Below are 18,207 nucleotides of genomic sequence, written 5' to 3' on the forward strand. Positions count from 1 at the left end.
GCAGCGCAGCAGAAATTCGGCGACAGGCTTTGATCTCCTACAGGCTCCAGTAGTTGACAGACGGATCACGCTGTGCAGTTCGGTAGAGCCCTTTTGGATCCGCCATCATTCCTCCAGGAGAGACGAGACGGAAGATCGCTTCTGACGATCGGTCAAGAAAAACCCGATGTCCGACTGCCATTATTACAAGATCAAACGTCTCTTCCGGCCAGCCTATTGCCTCAACAGCCTGTCTAGACGCCAACTCCTGAGGTGCGAACCACGGATCGTGTACCTTGACATCAAAACCATGGCGAGAGAGCCGATGGATTAGCTGGGGAATCCGCGAATTTCGCAGATCCGGAACATCTTCCTTAAACGTGGCCCCGAGAACCAGAACCGTCGGACGAAGGATTGGCCGGACGACCTCGCGGAAGCGGAAGGCAATGCGATCAGCCATCTCATCTGCCATGTGATCGTTAAGGCGGCGGCCGGCGAGTATAACCTCGGGCTGATGACCGATCATTTGCGACAGGTGGCTGAGATAGTAGGGATCGACACCGATGCAGTGCCCTCCGACCAGGCCCGGCTTGAAATCGAGGAAGTTCCACTTCGTACGGGCCGCATCGAGCACATCATGGACCGACAAACCGATCCGCTCGCAGATCAGCGCCACTTCGTTCACGAAAGCGATGTTGATGTCACGCTGGGCATTCTCAATCGCTTTCGCCGCTTCTGCCGCCCGGATTGATGGAGCGACATGGATCAACCCGCCGTTGAGCAAGCCATACAAGCGGCTGAGCGCCTCGGTGAGCGCCCTCCCCTGCCCGGACACGACTTTCACGATTGTATCAACGCGATGTGACCGATCTCCGGGATTGATCCGTTCCGGGGAGTAGCCGAGCATCACGTCGCGGCCCACCACCAGTCCCGAAGCCGTAGCCAGGGCGGGACCGCATATGTCTTCAGTCACGCCGGGATAAACCGTGCTCTCAAACACGACCACGCTCCCGGCTCGCAACCGCGGCCCCAGAATCGCACACGCCGAGAGCAACGGGCCGAGATCAGGCCGCCTGTCCGGTGTGATTGGAGTGGGGACGCACACCATGATAATCCGGGCCTCCGAAAGACGATCCGGATCAGCCGTCGGCGTCAGCCCGCATGTCAATGCCCGCTGCAGGTCGGGGGGCGAAACCTCGCCGGTCTCATCCGTCCCGGACCGAATACGAGCAATCCGATGGGCATCCAGGTCATATCCGATAACGCGCCGACCGTGCAGAGCAAACGCCACGGCCAGAGGCAGCCCGACATAACCGAGACCAATCACCCCCAGAACTGCCGTTTCAGGGTCCGCCTGTTCGAAGATCGGGAGCAGGAACGGATCGTCCGCCGTCGATTCGCCAACATCCATCTTGATCAGATCTCGTGATAGGCCCGAAACCAAGCGACGAAACGGGGTATACCATCGTCAATCGGAGTGCGCGGCGCAAAGCCCAAAAGCGTACGCGCCTGATCGATGTCAGCATAGGTCGCCGGTACATCGCCTGGCTGCATCGGCTCCATGATCTTCACCGCCTCACGCCCGGTGGCCACCTCTATCGCCCGAATGAAATCGTCGAGGGCCACAGGTGCGTTATTGCCCAGATTGAAGACGCGGTGCAGCACGCGACCCTCTCCGGCTTCAAAAGCCGGAGGCGCATCCAGGGCGGCCACGACCCCCTGGGCGATGTCATCGACATAAGTGAAATCGCGCCGCATCCGCCCCTCGTTGAAGACCCGGATCGGACGCCCCTTCAGGATGGCATCGGTAAACAGCCAGGCCGACATGTCGGGCCGCCCCCAGGGGCCATAGACGGTAAAGAACCGCAGTCCGGTCAGCGGCAGAGCATAGAGATGGGCGTAGGTATGGGCCATCAGCTCCCCCGCCCGCTTGGTGGCAGCATAGAGCGACAGCGGGGTATCGACCCGATCCGCTTCGGAAAAGGGCAGCTGACGATTGGCGCCGTAAACCGACGAAGAGGAGGCATAGACCATGTGCACCAGGCCGGGCAGATGGCGGGCAAGCTCCAGAAGACAGAGATGCCCCTCGACATTCGCCCGCGTATAGCTGTGCGGCGCCTCGATCGAATAGCGCACCCCGGCCTGGGCTGCCAGATGGATGATGCGATCGATCCGCGGCAGATGATCGCGCAGGGCCTCGATCGCGGCACGATCCGCGATGTCCAGCCGGCGGAAGGCAAAGCCGGCGCGCCCCTCCAGCCGGGCCAGCCGGGCCCGCTTCAGGGCCGGATCGTAATAGTCGTTCAGGTCGTCGATGCCGAGAACCTCTTCCCCGCGATCGAGCAGCAGGGATGCCACGTGCGAGCCGATGAAGCCGGCGGCACCGGTGATGAGGACGGTCATGGCATGCGGCTCCGGCAATGGAGATCATCGCGAGGCAAGGTAGCGATGCGGATCCCGGATGTGAAGCATGTCGGGAAATCAAAAAGGCCCGCCCCGGTCATCCGGCGCAGGCCTCTGAAAAGTCGGCGGCGTAGCAGCCGGCGGCAGACGATGGCCAACGAACGTCCCGGAGCGGGTCAGTACGCGCCGCTGTTGGGCGAGAAGACCACCCGCACGGTCTGGAACAGCAGCTTCAGGTCCAGAAGCGGCGTCCAGTTCTCGAGATAGGTGCGGTTGAAGGCGATGCGCGAGTCATAGTCGCTGTCGGTCCGGCCGTTGATCTGCCAGAGACCGGTGATACCCGGACGCAGCGACGTATACTCCACCAGGGTCGCCCCCCAGCGGGAAGTCTCATGCAGAGCCATGGGGCGCGGCCCCACAAGGCTCATGTCACCGCGCAGCACATTCCACAGCTGCGGGAGTTCGTCCAAGCTGGTCTTGCGCAGGATTCGGCCGATGCCAGTGATACGCGGATCCTTGCGCAGCTTTTCGAACTGCTCCCACTCGGCGCGTGCCTCGGCGTCGCGGGCGAGCAGATCCTTGAGCAGCTTGTCCGCATTCGGGACCATCGAGCGGAATTTGTAGCACTTGAAACGGTTACCACGATAACCGAGCCGCTCATGACCGTAGAAGATCGGCCCCTTCGTGGTCGCGACGCACAGCCCGAGGATCAGGAAGAGCGGCGACAGAAGCAGCAGCAGCGTCGCGGCGCCCACGATATCGAATGCACGCTTGAAGATACGAGCCCCGGTCGTGGTCGCCGGAACCACGCCGCGATCAAGGCTCGCCTCGAACACGTGGCTGGTGTTGACATCCGTCATGATGCTTGCCCGCTTGACGTTAATTATGCTCACCCGACTGCCGGACCGTACAACGCATTCCGTCGACGTCGCCCTTGAAGCGAAGACAGTCCGTGGTTCCAGTCGGGGCGGTCGTTTCCGGGGGCTTGATCCATCGTCGGATGCACCGCCCGGCCCGCACTGCATTGATTGCTTAACTTATACCGCGCATGTCCCCTATAGCCAACCCGGATTCCGCAGCGCACAAATCCCCTGAACGGGGGATCGGCGGAAGCCCGATCGACGGCCGGGGCCATCACGTCGGCGACGGTAGCAGATTGTTAACCATACGCCTAGACGACCCAGACGCGATGATCGTGCGGAAAATGAACGGACTGCGGCATGGCAGCCATGCATTCTCCCACCTTGATGGCGGATTTCCCGTTGGAGAGGGCCGCCCCGGGTGTTAATCATTGGACCGGTTTGACCGTCCGCATTTTCAGGGCCTGGAGCAACGACTTCGCATGCGCATTCTCGTCTTTGGCGGCGGAAGCCTGCTCGCCCGCGCCTTCACCGGGAGAGTCATATCCGGCGGGTCGCTCCGGATCGCCCGGCATGACGACATCGATGCCCCCGACCTGATGGACGGGATCGACGTCGTGGTGAATTTCGCCCGCCACCCCGACGACATGCGCCTGCCCCACGCCCCGGAACGGGACGTCGATCTCCGCCTGGCCCGACGCATGGCCGGAACGCGGGCGCGCTATGTGATGCTGAGTTCCCGCAAGGTCTATGCCGCCGACGCACAGCAGGACGCGACCGAAGACGCTCCGCTGTCCGGGCTCGACGTCTATGGTCGCAACAAGGTTGCAGCGGAAGCCGCCCTGCGGGACCTGCTGCCCCCGGATCGGCTCACGGTGTTGCGTATCGGCAACGTCATCGGCCCGGAGCGCATTCCCGGACGCCGCAGCTTCATGGGGTTCATGCTGAACACACTTGCCGACACGGGTGAAATCGTGTTCGACATGAGCCCGTTCGTCTCGCGCGACTTTGTGACGGTGGAACATTTCGCGGCCCAGCTTGGCAGAGTCGTCGAACTCGGTCTGACCGGCACGTACAATCTGTCCTCGGGAACAGGCATCATGTGTGGCGAGCTTGCCCTTGCCGTGATCCGCGGACATGGCAGGGGGCAGCTGCGGATCATCGATCCGCGCCATGCCGACGCCTTCCGCCTGGACGTCTCGCGCCTCGTTCGTGAAACCGGCCTCAGACAGACGGCCGACGAAATCATCAGCTACTGTTACAATCTGGGAAGGGCTCTTGGATAATGCCGAAGATCGTCATCACCGGCGGCGCAGGCTTCATCGGGTCGCATATCACCGACCACATCTGCGAGCAGTTCCCAGATCATGACGTGGTCGTCTTCGACAAGATGACCTATGCGGCCGATTTCCGGAACATCCAGACGCTGGCGACCAGCGAGCGCATCGAGCTTGTGGTCGGCGACATCTGCGATTTCGACCTGGCCTGCCGGGTGGTCGACGGCGCGGATTATGTGATCCATGCCGCAGCCGAAAGCCATGTCGACAATTCCTTCGGCAACTCTCTGCTCTTCACCATGACCAATGTCTACGGCACCCATGCCATGATGGAGGCCTGCCGGCGGATGGGCGTGAAGCGCATCGTTCACGTCTCCACCGACGAGGTCTATGGCGAGGTTCTGGACGGGGCGGCCGACGAGAGCACGGTGCTGAACCCCACCAACCCCTATTCGGCATCGAAGGCCGGCGCCGAGATGATCATCTCGGGCTATCTGCATTCGTACAAAATGCCGATCGTCACCGTGCGCGGGAACAACATCTACGGCATCCGTCAGTACCCCGAGAAGATCATCCCGCGCTTCTCGCTGCTGCTGGAATGCGGCAAGAAGCTGACGATCCACGGCACGGGCAACAATCGCCGCCACTTCCTGGCCGCACAGGATTTCGCCGCCGCCATCGCCCTGCTGATGCGCAAGGGCGAGATCGGCGAGATCTACAATATCGGTTCTGAAGACGAATTCGAGAACATTGTCGTCGCGCGCATGATTGCCGAAAACTTCGGTTACAAGCTGGACGACGTGGTCGATTTCGTGCCGGACCGCCCGTTCAACGACCGGCGGTATGCGATCAACAGCACCAAGATCCGCGAACTCGGCTGGGCGCCCAGGCGCAGCCTGCTCGACGATCTGCCGACGGTCGTGCGCTGGTATCGCGACAACGCCCCCCGCTTCCGCCGGCTGATGAGCACCTTCGAAAGCCATAGCGCCGACATCGACATCGATCTGCGCGCCATCACTCACGGCGCCTGATCCGGCATCAACCTGCGGCCTCCGATGCCCGCCGGTCTCCGGCGGGCATTCTCCTGCGTACAAACAACATAAATTAATTGTTGAAATTTTATTTTCATTTAGTCTATATGAAAAATAGACTTGATTCCCTTTTGACGCTGCGGCCTCATGGAAATCGCAAGGCAGGCATCCGTACCGCGGACGGGTCCGGCCATCGCCCTCGCCCCCGATCAAGTCCGGGACCCCTGTCCCGCCTCTACCGGAGCCCCGATCGATGACCCGGAACCATGACATTCGTCCGGCACGGCATCTGCGATACATCGCAAGCGCAGCCCTGATTGCAGCCACCATCCTCGCCTCCTCGGTGATCGCCCCCGCAAAGGCCGCAGACGTCGAATTGCTCAACGTCTCCTACGACCCCACCCGGGAGCTGTACAAAGACGTCAACAGGGCCTTTGCCGCAAAATGGCAGGCGGAAACCGGCGATACCCTCACCATCCGCCAGAGCCATGGCGGATCGGGCAAGCAGGCACGCAGCGTGATCGACGGGCTGGAGGCGGATGTCGTGACCCTGGCACTTGCCTATGACATCGATGCCATCGCCGACAATGGCGGCGCTCTCCGCCAGGACTGGCAGACGGCATTGCCCGACAATTCGGCCCCCTACACCTCGACCATCGTGCTTCTGGTCCGCAAGGGCAACCCCAAGGGGATCAAGGACTGGGACGATCTGCTCAAGCCCGGGGTGCAGGTGATCACCCCCAACCCCAAAACCTCGGGCGGCGCGCGCTGGAACTACCTTGCGGCCTGGGGCTATGCGCTCGATCAGGGCCGCGATGCGGCCGGCGCCCGCGACTTCGTGAAGGCGCTGTTCGCCAATGTACCGGTGCTCGACAGCGGCGCCCGCGGCTCGACCACGACCTTCGTCCAGCGCGGCATCGGCGATGTTCTGCTGGCCTGGGAAAACGAAGCCCTGCTGGCGGTGAACGAACTCGGCCCCGATGCCTTCGATATCGTCGTGCCCTCGCTCTCGATCCTGGCGGAGCCGCCGGTGGCCGTGGTCGACCGGTTCGTCGACGCCCACGGCACCCGCAAGGTTGCCGAGGCCTATCTGAATTTCCTCTACACGGTCGAGGGCCAGGAACTGGCAGCAAAGCACTTCTATCGCCCGCGTAACGCCGAGGTGGCTGCCCGCCATGCCGCCACCTTCCCTGAGGTGAAACTGTTCACCATTGATGCGGTGTTCGGTGGCTGGCGCAAGGTCCAGGCCGAGCACTTCAACGATGGCGGCATTTTCGACCAGATCGTCGCGAAGAAGTGAACCATATGCGTGCCATCATGGGCCGCAGCGTCCGCGCCGGTGCCGGCCCCCTGCCGGGGTTCGGGCCGGCGCTTGGCCTGACGCTGACCTGGTTGTCGCTGATCGTGCTGATCCCGCTTGCCGCCGTGTTCGTCCGCGCCTCGGGGCTGGGGGCGGACGAAATCCTGGCCAAGACCTTCTCGGATCGCGCCCTTGCCGCTTATCGGCTCAGTTTCGGCGGCGCATTGATCGCCGCGGCCGTCTCCAGCCTTGCCGGGCTGCTGATCGCCTGGGTGCTGGTGCGTTACGACTTTCCCGGCCGGCGCCTTGCCGATGCGGTCGTCGACCTGCCCTTCGCCCTGCCGACGGCGGTTGCCGGTATTGCGCTGACGGCCCTGACGGCGCCCAACGGCCTGATCGGGGCACCGCTTGCCGCCGTCGGCATCCGGATCGCCTTCACGCCGGTGGGCGTGATCGTGGCCATGGTGTTCATCGGCCTGCCCTTCGTGGTCCGCACCGTGCAGCCGGTGCTGGAAGATCTGGATCGTGAGGTCGAAGAGGCGGCAGCCTCGCTCGGCGCGGGCCGCCGCCAGATCCTGTGGCGGGTGATCCTGCCGGCCCTGGCACCCGGCCTCTCTGCCGGTTTCGCCCTCGCCTTCGCGCGGGCGGTGGGGGAATACGGCTCGGTGATCTTCATCGCCGGCAACATGCCGGGGGTAAGCGAAATCGCACCACTCCTCATCGTGATCAGCCTGGAGCAGTACGACTATGCCGGCGCCTCGGCGATCGCCGCCGTGATGCTGATCGCGTCGTTCATCCTGCTGCTGATCGTCAACGGCCTGGATGCCCGCCGCCGTCGGGCCATGGAGGGGTGAGCCGATGACGAAGATCCCTCCCCTCCGGCAACAGTCGGTGCCGCTGACCGAAAGCCGGCCGGTGCGCATCCTCGCCGTCGCAGCCGCACTCTCGATCCTGGTCGCCTTCCTGGTTCTGCCGCTCTTCAGCGTTTTCGCCCAGGCCATGGCCAAGGGCGCCGGCGCGTTTCTGGAAGCGATCCGCGAGCCCGACGCCCTGGCAGCAATCCGGCTGACCCTGATGGTGGCCGCAATCGCCGTCCCCGCCAACCTGATCTTCGGCATCGCTGCCGCCTGGGCGATCACCCGCTTCGACTTCCGCGGCCGCAACCTGCTGATCTCGCTGATCGACCTGCCCTTCTCGGTCTCGCCGGTGATTTCGGGCCTGGTCTGGGTGCTGCTGTTCGGCGCCCATGGCTGGTTCGGTCCCTGGCTGGCAGCCCATGGGCTCAAGATCGTGTTCGCGGTGCCGGGGCTGGTCCTGGCGACGATCTTCGTCACTTTCCCCTTCGTCGCGCGCGAGCTGATCCCGCTGATGCTGGCCCAGGGCCGCGACGAGGAAGAGGCGGCGCTGACGCTCGGCGCCGGGTGGTTCACCATCATGCGCCGGGTGACGCTGCCCAATGTCCGCAACGGCCTGCTTGCCGGCATCCTGCTGTGCAATGCGCGGGCGATGGGCGAGTTCGGCGCAGTATCGGTGGTCTCGGGCCATATCCGCGGCCTGACCAATACCATGCCGCTGCATGTGGAAATCCTCTACAACGAGTATGACTATGTCGGCGCCTTCGCCGTGGCATCGCTGCTTGCCCTGCTGGCACTCGTCACCCTGGTCGTGAAAACCCTGCTGGAACGCGGCCATCGCCGGACCGGCGCCCACTGACCGTACGGCCTCGCCGAACCCGACATTCCATGCCCCCGCCGGCCCGCCCGGCGGGGGTTTTTCATGCGTACCCGGCCCGTCGCCCACCGGCGTGCCAGAGACAATTTATGTTGCTAGATGATAATTAGCTTAATATCTTTCTTCGATCCGACGTGCGGATAACCATCTGACGCGACGGCCTAAAAAAAATGAGGGAGGAAACAGATGAAACGCCTTGCCGGACCGTTTCTGGCAGCAGCCTGCGCGCTTGCGGCAGCCCTGCCCGCCGCAGCCGAGACCCGTCTGATTCATGCCGAACCCGGGCCGAACCGCGGTGTGCGTGCCGAAGCCACCGAATGGTGGATCGGCGAGGCCGCGCGCCGCAGCGGCGGCGAGCTGGCCTTCGACATCCATTGGGGCGGGGCGCTGTTCGGGGCCAATGCCGCGCTGACCTCGATCACAAACGGGGTGGCCGATAGCGGGCTGATCGTCGGATCCTATCTCGAATCCGAATTTCCCGAGCTGTATATGGGCGACCTGCCGCTGTCGGAGCGCGATCCCTGGGTCACCATGCATGCGATGAACGAGATCCTGTCGTCCTATCCCGCCGTTCAGACGGCGCTGGCGGACAAGAACCTCGCCTATCTCGGCATCTATGCGACCTCGCCGCTGCAGATCGGCTGCCGCAACGACGCGCTGACCACGGTCGACGACGTCAAGGGCATGAAGATGCGCTATGGCGGGGTCTATGGGCCGGTCTTTTCGGCACTGGGAGGCAACATGGTCGAGATGTCGATCTACGACACCTTCCAGGGCATGGAGACCGGGCTGATCGACTGCACGCCCACCTATGCCTATTTCGCGGTCGCGACCAAGCTGGACGAAATGCTCGACAGCCTGACCCCGATCAAGCTGAGCCCGGCGAGCAGCGTTGCCACCTTCATGAACCGCGACGTGTTCGAAGATCTGTCGCCCGAGCATCGCAAGGTGCTGGAGGGGCTGCGCGCCGAGGTGATCGACCATTTCGCCGAACGGCTGAGCAAGGCCGATGCGGATGCGATGAAGAAGATGACCACCCGCGAGAAGCCGGTGGTGGTCTACAACCTCACCCCCGAAGACGATGCCAGGATCCTTGAGGCCGCCCAGCCGGTGATCACACAGTGGAAGGCCTCCGCCACCGCCAAAGGCTTCGATGCCGAGGCGCTGCTCGCCGAATACAAGCGGCTGCTCGACAAATGGGCGAAGATCCGCGACACGCAGGGCTATCCCTGGGAGCGCGGCTGAGACCGGCGCCCGGCGCCCTGGGGGAGCATGGCGCTTCCCCGGGCGACGGGCGGCCGGCCCGGCACGGAGGCCCCACGGATGATGACCCGCATTGAAACCCTGATGAACACGATCGCCACGCTTTCGGTCGTGGCGCTGTGCCTGCTGATCGCCGCCAATGTCGCCGGCCGGATCTTCTTCGGCGCCGGCGTGCCCGACGCCATGGTGCTGGTGCGCGAGCTGATGGTGCCGGCGATCCTCTTCCCCCTCGCCTCGGCCACCGCCGCGCGCGCCCATGTCGCGATCGAGGTGGTGGCCCAGTTCTTCCCCCCGGCGCTGGCGCGCTGGATGGCGGTGCTGGCGGCCCTGATCGGCCTGGTGATCGTGCTGCCGCTGCTCTGGGCGGGCTGGCGCGAATTCACCGATGCCTTCGGCAGCGGCGCCTTGTTCACCGGCGATCTCGGCCTGCCGAAATGGCCCGGACGGGCGCTGTTCGTGATCGCGCTCGCCATGTTCGCACTGCGCCTGCTGCATGTCGCCGCAACCGATCTGGCCGCGGCCCTGCGCGGCCAGGATACCCCCCGCCCCGATCCGCAGGGGAGCTGAGCCCATGGAGCTCTGGATCTACGGCATCATCGCCTTCGGCGCGATGCTCTCTCTGCTTGCCCTGCGCGTGCCGATCTCGTTCGCGCTGGGTGGCGTCGCGGTGACCGCGATCTTCCTGCTGTTCGCCTGGCGGACCGGCAGCTTCATGCCCGAACGCGCGATCCGCGCCACCCTGTCGCTGATCTTCGCCAGCACCTACGATCTGGTGCACAGCTACGACCTGTCGATGATCCCGCTGTTCATCGCGCTGGGTCACGTCGCCCACAGGGCGGGGATCACCACCGAAATCTACGAAGCCGCCAGGGTCTGGCTGGTCCGCCTGCCGGGCGGTGTCGCCATCGCCTCGGTCGCCGGCTGCGGCGGGTTCTCGGCCATCTCGGGCTCGTCGATCGCCTGCGCCTCGACCATGGGGCGGATCTGCACGCCCGAAATGCTGCGCCTGAACTATGACCCGCGCCTGGCCACCGCCAGCGTGGCGGCGGGCGGCACGCTGGGCTCGCTGATCCCGCCCTCGGTGCTGTTCATCATCTACGGCATCTTCACCGAAACCTCGATCAATCAGCTGTTTCTGGCGGGCATCCTGCCGGGGCTGCTGTCGATGGCGGGCTATGCCGCCGCGATCATGATCTGGGTGCGGCGGGATCCGTCGATCGCGCCGGTGCCGGCCGAAACCATCCCGCTCCGCGACAAGCTGGTGGCCGCCGCCCGATCCTGGCCGGCGGTGGTGATGTTCGCGATCGTGGTCGGCGGCATCTATGGCGGCATCTTCACCGCCACCGAGGCCGCCGCCCTCACCCTGCTCTTCGCCACCCTGGTCGGGTTGGGGCGGGGCCGGATGCGGCTGGCCGATATCGTGCCGACCATGCGCGAGACTGCCAAGACCACGGCCGCGATCTTCTTCATCGCCGCCTGCGCCAAGACCTTCGTCGCCTTCATCTCGCTGACCGGCCTGTCGAACCAGATGGTCACTGCGGTGGGTGCGGCCGATTTCGGCCCCTGGGCCTTCATCGCAGCCGTGGTGGTGATCTATCTGGTGCTCGGCATGTTCCTCGACCCCGTGGGCATCATGGTGCTGACCCTGCCGCTGATGATCCCGATGGTCGAAAGCTACGGCATGGATCTGATCTGGTTCGGTGTGGTGATCGTGAAGCTGCTGGAAATCGGCCTGATCACGCCCCCGGTCGGCCTCAACGTCTTCGTGCTCGCCGCCGTGATCGAGGACAAGGTGCAGATCGGGCGGATCTTCGCCGGCATCACCCGCTTCCTGGCCATGGATCTGGTGGTTCTGGCCCTGCTGATCGCCATCCCGTCGATCTCGCTGATCGTGCCTCTGACCATGCACTGACCATACCCCGCAAGAAAAGGGCCGCTCCCCGCGCCGGGGAGCGGCCCTTTTTCGTGGAGGCGACGAGCCGTCAGGCGCCGGGAAACAGCGGCGGCAGCTTGCGGGTGAACCGGTCCAGCGCGTCCAGATGATAGGCGCTGGTCAGGCAGTCGGCCTGGGCCTCCGCTTCGGCCGCAAGCAGAGCCTCGCCGTCCAGATCGAAGGCCCGGCCGGTCACCTGCTTGGTCCAGCGCACCGCCCGGGGCGAGGCCAGCGCCAGGGCCTCGGCCATGGCGATCGCCCGCTCTTCCAGGGTCGCGGCCGGAATCACCTCCATGACGATGCCCCAGGCCTCGGCCTCACGCGCGCCGATCTCGCGGCCGGTCAGGAACATCATCCGGGCGCGCTGTACCCCCGCCATCCGCGGCAGGGTACAGAACAGGTTGAAATCCGGTACCGCGCCCAGCTTGCAGAACGAGGCACAGAACCGGGCCTCTTCCGAGGCCAGCACGATGTCGGCGGTGAGCGCCAGACCGAAGCCTGCGCCATAGGCGACACCGTTCACCGCCGAAATCACCGGCACCGGCAGATCTCTCAGCCGGCGGAGCCAGCCATGCAGCACCTCGAACCGCCCGGCGATGCTCTCGGCGCTCTCTCCCGCACCGCCGGCCGCGCGGTGGCGGGCGAGCATGCCTTTCAGATCGCCGCCGGAGCTGAAGGCGGCCCCGGTGCCGGTCAGCACCACCGCCCTCAGCTCCGGATCCGCCTCCAGCCCGGCCACCGCCTCGGCGAGTGCGGCCTTCATGGCATCGGTCAGGGCATTGCGGGTGGCCGGGTCCTGCATGCGCAGGATCGCGACGGCCCCCCGACGCTCGATCGCAAGCGGCTGTGTCATACCCTCTCCTTCGACGCCAGAGCCTGGCTGCGCAACAAAGTCTTGTCGATCTTGTTGGTGGGCGAGAGCGGCAGCGGCTCGCGGAAAATGTCGATGCTGCGCGGCGACTTGAAGTCGGCGATCTGACTGCGGCACCAGGCGATCAGCTCCGCCGCATCGGCCTCGGCGCCCTCGTGCAGGGCCACGGCCGCATGGACCCGTTCGCCCCACAGCTCGTCGGGCAGGCCGAAGACGGCACATTGGGCCACGGCCGGATGGCGCGACAGGCAGTTCTCGGTCTCGATCGGATAGACGTTCTCGCCGCCCGAGATGATCATCTCCTTGGTGCGGCCGGCGAGGAACAGATAGCCGTCTTCGTCCAGATAGCCCGCATCACCGGTGTGGTAGAAGCCGTTCCGGATGGCGCGCGCGGTCTCGTCGGGGCGGTTCCAGTAACCGGTCATGACCTGGGGGCCGCGGATGACGATTTCCCCCACCTCTCCCGTCGGCAGTGGCCGGCCATCGGCATCGACGATGCGCAGATCACCGTAATGGATCGGCCGGCCGACCGAGCCCAGCTTGTCGAAAAAGCGGCTGCCCGGCACATGATCCTTCCAGGTCAGCACCGACAGCACCGGCGAGGCCTCGGTCATGCCATAGCCCTGGCAGAAGGTGACGCCCGGCACCTTCTCGATCGCGCGCTCCATCAGCCTGACCGGCATGGGCGCCGCGCCATAGGTGAAACAACGGATCGACGAAAAGTCGAACCGGTCGAACTCGGGATGGTCCAGGATCATCCGCAGCATGGTCGGCACCAGGGTGACGGTGGTGACCCGGCAGTCCTGGACCAGCTGCATGGTCTCTTCCACCCGGAAGCGCGGCTGGACGACCATGCCGGCGCCGAAGACCAGGGCGGTGAAAACCCGCGATCCCGTGCCCAGATGGAAGAGCGGGCCCGAGAGCAGCAGCACGTCTTCCGACGAAAACTCGTAGAGCGGCCCGGTGCCGGCGGCATTGGCGAAAAGGTTCAGATGCGACAGCATCACCCCCTTCGGCACACCGGTGGTACCCGAGGTGTAATAGAGGATCAGCGTATCGCCGTCGCAGGAGGCGAGATGGTCGAAGCGATCCTCGGCGACCGGCGGCCCGGCGGCGATCAGCGCATCGTAAGAGAGGGTGCCGGGCGGCAAGGCCGGGTGGGTGGCATCCCAGTCGGCGAAGATCAGCCGGTCGAGCGCCGGACAGGCCGCCATCAGCCGGGCGCCGGTCTCGGCCATATGGCGATCGACGAGCAGGATCTTCGGCGTGCAGTCGGCGATCAGCCCGACCAGTTCGGGGAAACCCAGCCGGTGGTTCAGGGGCACCGGGATGGCACCGATCACCGGGGGCGAGAGATAGGTCTCGACCAGCCAGTGGGAATTCCAGCCCAGGAAGGCGACCCGGTCACCGGGTCCGACGCCGAAGCCGTGCAGCACGGACGCCATGCGGTGCACCCGGTCGTTGGTCTGGGCCCAGGTGAAGTCGCGGCCTTCGAAATGCAGGGCACGGCGATCGGGAGCTGAGGCCGCGTATTTGCGCAGCAGGTCGGGGATGCGGATCATTCCGACCTCCCCACCAGGGCGCGGCCGATGATCTCGCGCATGATCTCGCCCGTGCCGCCGGCAATGCGGCCGACGCGGGAATCGGCCCAGGCGCGGGCAATGGGATATTCCCACATATAGCCGTAGCCACCATGCATCTGCATGCAGACATCGAGGCACTGGAACAGGGTTTCGGAACTGACCATCTTGGCGAGCGCGGCATCGACCGCGTCCAGCTCTCCCTTCAGATGCATCTGAAGACAGCGGTCGACGAAGACCCGCATCACCACCGCCTGAGCCTTGACCTCGGCCAGCTTGAAGCGGGTGTTCTGGAACTGCGCGATCGGCCGGCCAAAGGCCTTGCGGTCGGTGGTATGGGCGACCGTCCAGTCGAGCGCCGCCTCCAGCGCCGCCGCGGCCCGAACCGCCTGGAGCAGACGTTCCTGCGGCAGCTGCTCCATCAGCTGCACGAAGCCGCGGCCTTCGCGGCCCAGCAGATTGCCGACGGGCACGCGCACATCCTCGAAGAACAGCTCGGCCGTGTCCTGGGCCTTCCAGCCGACCTTGTCGAGCAGCCGGCCCCTGGTGAAGCCCGGCCGGTCGGCCTCGACCAGGATCAGGCTCACGCCCCTGGCACCGGCCGCAGGGTCGGTCTTGCAGGCCAGCACGATCAGATCGCAATTGCCGCCATTGGTGATGAACACCTTCTGGCCGTTGATCACCCAGTCGCCGCCGTCGCGAACCGCCGTGGTGCGGATGCCCTGCAGGTCGGATCCGGCGGCAGGTTCGGTCATGCCCACGGCGCCGATCGCCTCTCCGCGCGCCATGAGCGGCAGCCAGTGCCGCTTCAGCGCGTCCGAGCCGTAATGGAGGATGTAGGGAGCGACGATGTCGGAATGCAGCGAAAAGCCGGGGCCCATCGCCCCTGCCCGTGCCAGTTCCTCCATCACCACCATCGAGAACAGGAAATCGGCCCCGGCCCCGCCATAGATCTCGGGCATGGCGGCACAAAGCAGCCCCGCCTCGCCCGCCTTCCTCCAGGCGTCGCGGTCGACGGCACCGGCCTTCTCCCAGGCGGCGTGGTTTGGGGTGATCTCCCGCTCGACGAAACGGCGCACCTGCTCGCGGAAAAGCTCATGCTCTTCCGTGAAAATCTGTCTGGTGAACATCCCAGACGTCCTCCCTGGCGATTTTTCTCCGGCGGTCGTGTCTGCCTGCCGGGCAAGGTCGAGGTTAGGCAGCTTGAAAATCATAATCAAGCATATTATAAACCTGCTAATGGAATGCCGGAAATGGCGGTATTCCGCCGAAAAACCAGACAGTCAGGGAGGAAACACATGCTCGAAGGCAAATCCGTCGTCGTCACCGGCGCCGGTCGCGGCATCGGCCGCGACATCGCACTTCTGCTCGCCGCAAAGGGGGCCAGAGTGGTGGTCAACGACCTCGGCGGCTCCGACAAGGGCGATGGGGCCGACGATGCCCCGGCGCGCGAGGTGGTGCGCGAGATCGAGGCCGCGGGTGGCGAAGCGGTCGCCGATTTCGGCGACGTCTCGCAGCTGGACGATGCCGAGGCGATGATCGAGACCGCCGTCCGGCAATTCGGCCGGATCGACGGCGTGGTCAACAATGCCGGCATCCTGCGCGACATGATCTTCCACAAGATGACCCCCGAGGCCTGGCAGGCGGTGATCTCGGTGCATCTGAACGGCTCGTTCAACACCTCCTATGCCGCCGCCCGCCATTTCCGCGAGCAGGGCTCGGGCCGCTTCGTGCACTTCACCTCGACCTCGGGGCTGATCGGCAATTACGGCCAGGCGAATTATGCCGCCGCCAAGCTCGGCATCGTCGGCCTGTCGCGGTCGATCGCGCTCGACATGGCGCGGTTCGGCGTCACCTCGAACTGCATCGCCCCCTTCGCCTGGAGCCGGCTGATCGGCACCATCCCGGTGACCAACGAGGCCGAGATGGCGCGGGTGCAGCGGATCAAGGAGATGACCCCGAACAAGATCGCGCCCCTGGTCGCGGCCCTGCTCTCGGACCAGTCGGCCGACGTCACCGGCCAGATCTTCACCGTGCGCAACAACGAGATCTTCCTGATGAGCCAGCCGCGCCCGGTGCGCTCTGCCCATCGCTCGGAAGGCTGGACGGCCGAAACCGTGCTCTCGCACGCCCTGCCGGCCATGCGCGCCGGTTTCACCCCGCTCGAACGCTCGGGCGACGTCTTCTCGTGGGATCCGGTCTGAGCCTCGGCCCAACCTGATCCTCCACCCCACCCGATCCAACCCGGTCTGCAACATCGGGGGCCGGTCGCTTGCCGCCCCCGCCGCCGCGCCATAGATTGGGAACCGCTCCTCTCCGAAAGCCCTCTGCCGGAATGACACGCATGTCGAAGGCTCGCGCCAAAGCAGACAAGGACAATCCCGTTTTCCAGGACATCGCACGCTTCCGTGCGCTGATCTTCGACCGGCTGCTGAAGCCGCATGATCTGACCATGTCCCAGGGCTGGGTTCTGGTGCATCTGCTGCGCGAGAACGGGCTCAGCCAGTCGGAGCTGGCCAACCGGCTGGAGATTGCGACCGTCACCACCGGCAAGCTGATCGACCGGCTGGAGGAACGCGGCTTCGTGGAACGCCGCCCCCATCCCGAGGATCGCCGGGCGAAGCTGGTCTTCGCCACGGACCTCGCCAAGCCGGCCGTCAAATTCATGACCCGCTGCATCGGCGAGGTCGACAAGATCGCCTTCGCAGGCATGAGCGACGAGGACATCGCCTTCATGCGCGACCGTCTCGACCTTGTGCGCGAGAACCTGCTGAAGGCGTGCAACCGGGGCTGAACCGGCCCCCGCACGGGTATCACACATGACCGAAGCTGATCCGGGCGCGCCCCCTCTTGCGGGGCTGCGCGTGGTGGAGTTCGCCGGTATCGGACCCGGCCCCTTCGCGGGCATGATGCTCGCCGACATGGGGGCCGAGATGCTCCGGGTCGAGCGCACGGGCGACACGCGGCCAGGGGCCGCGACCGACGTGCTCGCCCGCGGCCGCCGCTCCGTCGCCCTCGACCTCAAGACCGACGCCGGCCGCGCGGCGGCGCTTGCCCTCATCGACCGCGCGGATGCGGTGATGGAGGGCTACCGTCCCGGCGTGATGGAACGTCTGGGCCTGGGTCCCGACATCTGCCGGGCCCGCAATCCCCGGCTGGTTTATGGCCGGATGACCGGCTGGGGCCAGACCGGACCGGCCGCGGCCGCCGCGGGCCACGACCTCAACTACATCGCACTCTCGGGCGCGCTCTGGGCGATGGGCGATGCCGACCGGCCGCCGCCGGTGCCGCTCAACATCGTCGGCGATTTCGGCGGCGGCGGCATGCTGCTGGCCTTCGGCATGGTGACGGCCCTGCTGAAGGCGGCCCGCACCGGCCGGGGCGATGTGGTCGATGCGGCGATCTGCGACGGCACCGCCGCACTGATGGCGATGACCTATTCGATGCGCGCCGCCGGCCTCTGGTCGGATCGGCGCGCCGACAACAAGCTGGATGGCGGCGCCCCCTGGTACGGCGTCTATCGCTGCGCCGATGACGGCTGGATCACCATCGGCGCGCTGGAGCCCAAATTCTGGAGCCTGCTGCTGGACCGGCTGGGCCTCGATCCCGCCGGGCTCGGCGATCGGGACCGGCGCGAGGACTGGCCGCGGATGCGCCGCATCCTGGCCGAGACCTTCGCAGGCCGGCCCCGCGCCCATTGGCAGGCGCTGCTTGAGAACACCGATGTCTGCTTCGCGCCGGTGCTCTCGCCCATGGAAGCACCGGACCACCCCCACAACCGTGCCCGCGGTATCTTCGTCACCCGTGACGGCGTGGTCCAGCCCGCGCCGGCCCCGCGCTTCGCCGAGGCCCGCACCCCCCTGCCCGCCCCGCCGCCGGTGCCGGGGGCAGATACCGCAACCGCCCTTGCCGACTGGGGCCTGGATCCGGCCCTGCTGGCGCAGCTGGGCCTGCCCGACGCCGGCTGATGCGGCCAGCC

General features: G+C 65.6%; 17 protein-coding genes. 11 read left to right on the top strand and 6 right to left on the bottom strand.

The features are described 5' to 3' along the window. Nucleotides 1–37: 37 nt before the first annotated feature. From P7L68_RS22460 to P7L68_RS22470, 3 genes are all read right to left on the bottom strand, one after another. Nucleotides 38–1,390, bottom strand: coding sequence for a nucleotide sugar dehydrogenase (locus P7L68_RS22460; protein WP_372001822.1), 1,353 nt, complete (start codon nt 1,388–1,390; stop codon nt 38–40). Nucleotides 1,391–1,395: 5 nt separating this feature from the next. Further along, nucleotides 1,396–2,382 carry an NAD-dependent epimerase/dehydratase family protein gene (locus P7L68_RS22465; RefSeq protein ID WP_372001824.1) on the bottom strand — a complete coding sequence of 329 codons (987 nt, stop codon included), beginning with the start codon at nt 2,380–2,382 and terminating at the stop codon, nt 1,396–1,398. A gap of 176 nt (nt 2,383–2,558) precedes the next feature. Then, nucleotides 2,559–3,242 (bottom strand): sugar transferase, encoded by a 684-nt coding sequence (locus P7L68_RS22470; protein ID WP_372001826.1) that lies wholly within the window; start codon nt 3,240–3,242, stop codon nt 2,559–2,561. 431 nt (nt 3,243–3,673) lie between these two features. Between P7L68_RS22470 and P7L68_RS22475 the strand changes: the two genes are divergently transcribed. The 8 genes from P7L68_RS22475 (at nt 3,674) to P7L68_RS22510 (ending at nt 11,756) form a co-directional block, all read left to right on the top strand. Further along, nucleotides 3,674–4,528 carry an NAD-dependent epimerase/dehydratase family protein gene (locus tag P7L68_RS22475; protein ID WP_372001828.1) on the top strand — a complete coding sequence of 285 codons (855 nt, stop codon included), beginning with the start codon at nt 3,674–3,676 and terminating at the stop codon, nt 4,526–4,528. Next, nucleotides 4,528–5,550 carry a dTDP-glucose 4,6-dehydratase gene (locus tag P7L68_RS22480; RefSeq protein WP_372001831.1) on the top strand — a complete coding sequence of 341 codons (1,023 nt, stop codon included), beginning with the start codon at nt 4,528–4,530 and terminating at the stop codon, nt 5,548–5,550. The genes P7L68_RS22475 and P7L68_RS22480 overlap by 1 nt, the downstream gene beginning before the upstream one ends. A 253-nt stretch (nt 5,551–5,803) precedes the next feature. After that, nucleotides 5,804–6,850: a sulfate ABC transporter substrate-binding protein gene (locus P7L68_RS22485; protein WP_372001833.1), complete on the top strand. Its 1,047-nt coding sequence runs from the start codon at nt 5,804–5,806 to the stop codon at nt 6,848–6,850. Nucleotides 6,851–6,855: 5 nt separating this feature from the next. After that, on the top strand, nt 6,856–7,704 hold the full coding sequence (gene cysT / locus P7L68_RS22490; protein WP_372001835.1) for a sulfate ABC transporter permease subunit CysT: 849 nt from the start codon (nt 6,856–6,858) through the stop codon (nt 7,702–7,704). Between the two features lie 4 nt (nt 7,705–7,708). Beyond that, entirely contained in the window at nt 7,709–8,563 is an 855-nt protein-coding gene (gene cysW / locus P7L68_RS22495; RefSeq protein WP_372001837.1) for a sulfate ABC transporter permease subunit CysW, read from the top strand. Nucleotides 8,564–8,767: 204 nt separating this feature from the next. Further along, entirely contained in the window at nt 8,768–9,826 is a 1,059-nt protein-coding gene (locus P7L68_RS22500; protein WP_372001839.1) for a C4-dicarboxylate TRAP transporter substrate-binding protein, read from the top strand. A 78-nt stretch (nt 9,827–9,904) separates the two neighbouring features. Next, the gene (locus tag P7L68_RS22505; RefSeq protein ID WP_372001841.1) at nt 9,905–10,411 is read left to right on the top strand and encodes a TRAP transporter small permease; all 507 of its coding nucleotides are present in this window, start codon (nt 9,905–9,907) and stop codon (nt 10,409–10,411) included. 4 nt (nt 10,412–10,415) lie between these two features. After that, nucleotides 10,416–11,756 carry a TRAP transporter large permease gene (locus P7L68_RS22510; RefSeq protein WP_372001844.1) on the top strand — a complete coding sequence of 447 codons (1,341 nt, stop codon included), beginning with the start codon at nt 10,416–10,418 and terminating at the stop codon, nt 11,754–11,756. Between the two features lie 70 nt (nt 11,757–11,826). On the opposite strand, the gene P7L68_RS22515 is transcribed toward P7L68_RS22510, so the two are convergent. The 3 genes from P7L68_RS22515 to P7L68_RS22525 are packed head-to-tail and all read right to left on the bottom strand — an operon-like array spanning nt 11,827 to nt 15,358. Beyond that, entirely contained in the window at nt 11,827–12,630 is an 804-nt protein-coding gene (locus P7L68_RS22515; RefSeq protein WP_372001846.1) for an enoyl-CoA hydratase/isomerase family protein, read from the bottom strand. Further along, nucleotides 12,627–14,210, bottom strand: coding sequence for a class I adenylate-forming enzyme family protein (locus P7L68_RS22520; RefSeq protein ID WP_372001848.1), 1,584 nt, complete (start codon nt 14,208–14,210; stop codon nt 12,627–12,629). The genes P7L68_RS22515 and P7L68_RS22520 overlap by 4 nt, the downstream gene beginning before the upstream one ends. Beyond that, a complete protein-coding gene (locus P7L68_RS22525; RefSeq protein ID WP_372001850.1) occupies nt 14,207–15,358 on the bottom strand; it encodes an acyl-CoA dehydrogenase family protein in 1,152 nt (383 codons plus the stop codon). Before P7L68_RS22525 ends, P7L68_RS22520 begins: the two co-directional genes overlap by 4 nt. Nucleotides 15,359–15,526: 168 nt before the next feature. On the opposite strand from P7L68_RS22525, the gene P7L68_RS22530 reads away from it, so the two are divergent. The 3 genes from P7L68_RS22530 (at nt 15,527) to P7L68_RS22540 (ending at nt 18,196) form a co-directional block, all read left to right on the top strand. Next, a complete protein-coding gene (locus P7L68_RS22530) occupies nt 15,527–16,432 on the top strand; it encodes an SDR family NAD(P)-dependent oxidoreductase (RefSeq protein ID WP_372001853.1) in 906 nt (301 codons plus the stop codon). Between the two features lie 140 nt (nt 16,433–16,572). Beyond that, the gene (locus P7L68_RS22535) at nt 16,573–17,022 is read left to right on the top strand and encodes a MarR family winged helix-turn-helix transcriptional regulator (protein WP_372001854.1); all 450 of its coding nucleotides are present in this window, start codon (nt 16,573–16,575) and stop codon (nt 17,020–17,022) included. Between the two features lie 25 nt (nt 17,023–17,047). Next, nucleotides 17,048–18,196, top strand: coding sequence for a CaiB/BaiF CoA transferase family protein (locus tag P7L68_RS22540; RefSeq protein ID WP_372001855.1), 1,149 nt, complete (start codon nt 17,048–17,050; stop codon nt 18,194–18,196). The last annotated feature ends 11 nt before the right edge of the window (nt 18,197–18,207 follow it).

Origin of the sequence: Tistrella mobilis, assembly GCF_041468085.1 — a bacterium.
In the GTDB taxonomy this organism is placed as follows: domain Bacteria; phylum Pseudomonadota; class Alphaproteobacteria; order Tistrellales; family Tistrellaceae; genus Tistrella; species Tistrella mobilis_A.